This window comes from Cupriavidus necator (genome assembly GCF_040578825.1).
GTDB lineage: Bacteria > Pseudomonadota > Gammaproteobacteria > Burkholderiales > Burkholderiaceae > Cupriavidus > Cupriavidus necator_E.
Genome location: NZ_JBEFLI010000167.1, coordinates 1 through 1,813 on the forward strand (window position 1 = coordinate 1; position 1,813 = coordinate 1,813).

Annotated in this window: 2 protein-coding genes; one reads left to right on the forward strand and one right to left on the reverse strand. The window is 71.5% G+C overall.

The features are described from left to right. Positions 1 to 47: 47 nt before the first annotated feature. Positions 48 to 1,028: an SDR family oxidoreductase gene (locus AB1I47_RS33660; RefSeq protein ID WP_354687969.1), complete on the reverse strand. Its 981-nt coding sequence runs from the start codon at positions 1,026 to 1,028 to the stop codon at positions 48 to 50. Between the two features lie 208 nt (positions 1,029 to 1,236). Here AB1I47_RS33660 and AB1I47_RS33665 point away from each other — a divergent pair, with 208 nt between their 5' ends. Then, a complete protein-coding gene (locus tag AB1I47_RS33665) occupies positions 1,237 to 1,719 on the forward strand; it encodes a hypothetical protein (RefSeq protein ID WP_354687970.1) in 483 nt (160 codons plus the stop codon). Positions 1,720 to 1,813 lie beyond the last annotated feature (94 nt).

The following is a 1,813-nucleotide window of genomic DNA, read 5'->3' on the forward strand; positions in this document are numbered from 1 at the left end:
CCCCGGTAAGAATCGCCCGGCGTTGTAAATCTGGCTGCACCTGGCGCTCAGCGCGGCTGCCGCCGCCGGTGCCATAGCGCGAACCCGGCGAGCCCTGCCGCCAGCACCGCGCCGGCGATGCAGAGCTGGCGCGCGCGCTGCGGCGAGCCCCACTCGCCGTCCACCGTCATATGGCCCAGCGAGGCATGGAACAGGTTGCCGTCCGACACCGGTGTATCGTGCGCCCCGCTGAAATGGCGATGCAGGATGCTGCCGTAGGTGCGCTGCACCAGCCGTGGCGCCAGCAGGTTCGCCGCCCGCGCCAGCCGGGCGACGGCGCCGACGGTCACGGCGTGCGAGCCGGGGGTGGCCACGGCGCGCAGTACCGCCCGCGCCACCGCGTTGGCATCGACCAGCGGCCTGGGCGGGCGCAGTGCCTTGCCGGTGTAGTTGGCGCTGTGGCGCATGCCGGGGGTGTCGGCGGTCGACGGGAAGATGTCGCAGATGCGGATCTCGGGCCAGTGCACCAGCTCGGCCCGCAACGCTTCGGAGAAGCCCCGCAGCCCGAACTTGCTTGCCGTATACGACACGCCATACGGCGACGGCGCCCAGGCACCCAGCGACACGATATTGACCAGCACGCCCCTGCCGGCCGCCTTGAAGAACGGCAGCACCGCATGGGCGCCATGCAGGTAGCCCAGCAGGTTGATGCGCACCACCTGCTCGTGCGCGGCGACCGGCGTTTCCTCGAACAAGCCTACCGCGCCCACGCCGGCATTGTTGACCCAGATATCGATGCCGCCATCGCCGAACTCGGCCGCCCGCTCGGCCAGCCGGTGCATGGCGGCCGGCTGCGTGACGTCGCCGGGCACCGCCAGCGCCCGCGCGCCCAGTTCGCGGCATGCCGCCGCGGCGCGCGCCAGCGGTCCTTCGCCGCGGGCACACAGCACCACGCGGGCATGCGCGCGGGCAAAGGCCAACGCGGTGGCAAGGCCGATGCCGCTGGAAGCGCCGGTGATGACAACGGTGAGCGGTCGGGTCGGGGGCATGGCGGGCCTCTCACGGAAGTTGAACGGAAACAGGGCGCGGGTATCGCCGCGTATCGAAGGGCGAGGCAGCATGATCCGTTCCAGCGCCAGCACCGCTGGAACGCAACTTGCCTGTTGCCCTGCAATAACCGCGTGCCGCAACGCTGCCTGCGCAGTGCGCTGCGCGCGGCCACCCTGCAACCAAGCTTAGACGCAAGGAGGCCTCGCCATGACCTCGACCGAACAGGAAATCCTGGTCTGCGGCCCGGAAGACGGCCGCTGGCACCTGGAGATGCGCGTCGGCAAGGGCGCCCCGGAGCGGCTGGTCGGCGACTTCGATTCGCCCGAGATGGCCATCGCCGGTGCACACCAGGTCTACCCGTCGATCCCCGTGCGCATCGCCGATATCTCCGGCGCCCCGGCGCCGTCCGCGCCCGCGCACCAGGGCTCGCTGACCGACTACCACTACGGCGGCCACAGCGTGACGCAGGACGAGAAGCTGCGCGGCCGCGCGCATCTGTCCAGCGACATCTCGCAGCCACCGCCCGGCCCGCATCCGTACCAGCCCACGGATCTCGGCAACCTGCCGCCCGGCACCCCGCGGCATGGCATGTACGGGGTTGCCTCCACCCCTGAGCAAGCCAAGGCCGCGGACGAGAAGGAAGCTGCCGCGCGCGGCGCCACGCCTGACCCGGAGCGGGACAAGCGCTGATCGGCCCCGCCGCCTCTGCCCCGCCATTGGCGGCGGGCAACACGTACAATCTCGGTTTTCCCTTCGCCCCACCGCCCCGCCGCCATGACCACCC

What these genes read in the sequence shown, in the direction of transcription:
- AB1I47_RS33660 (WP_354687969.1), bottom strand. Translation starts at nt 1,028, where the DNA reads ATGCCCCCGACCCGACCGCTCACCGTTGTCATCACCGGCGCTTCCAGC.
- AB1I47_RS33665 (WP_354687970.1), top strand. Translation starts at nt 1,237, where the DNA reads ATGACCTCGACCGAACAGGAAATCCTGGTCTGCGGCCCGGAAGACGGC.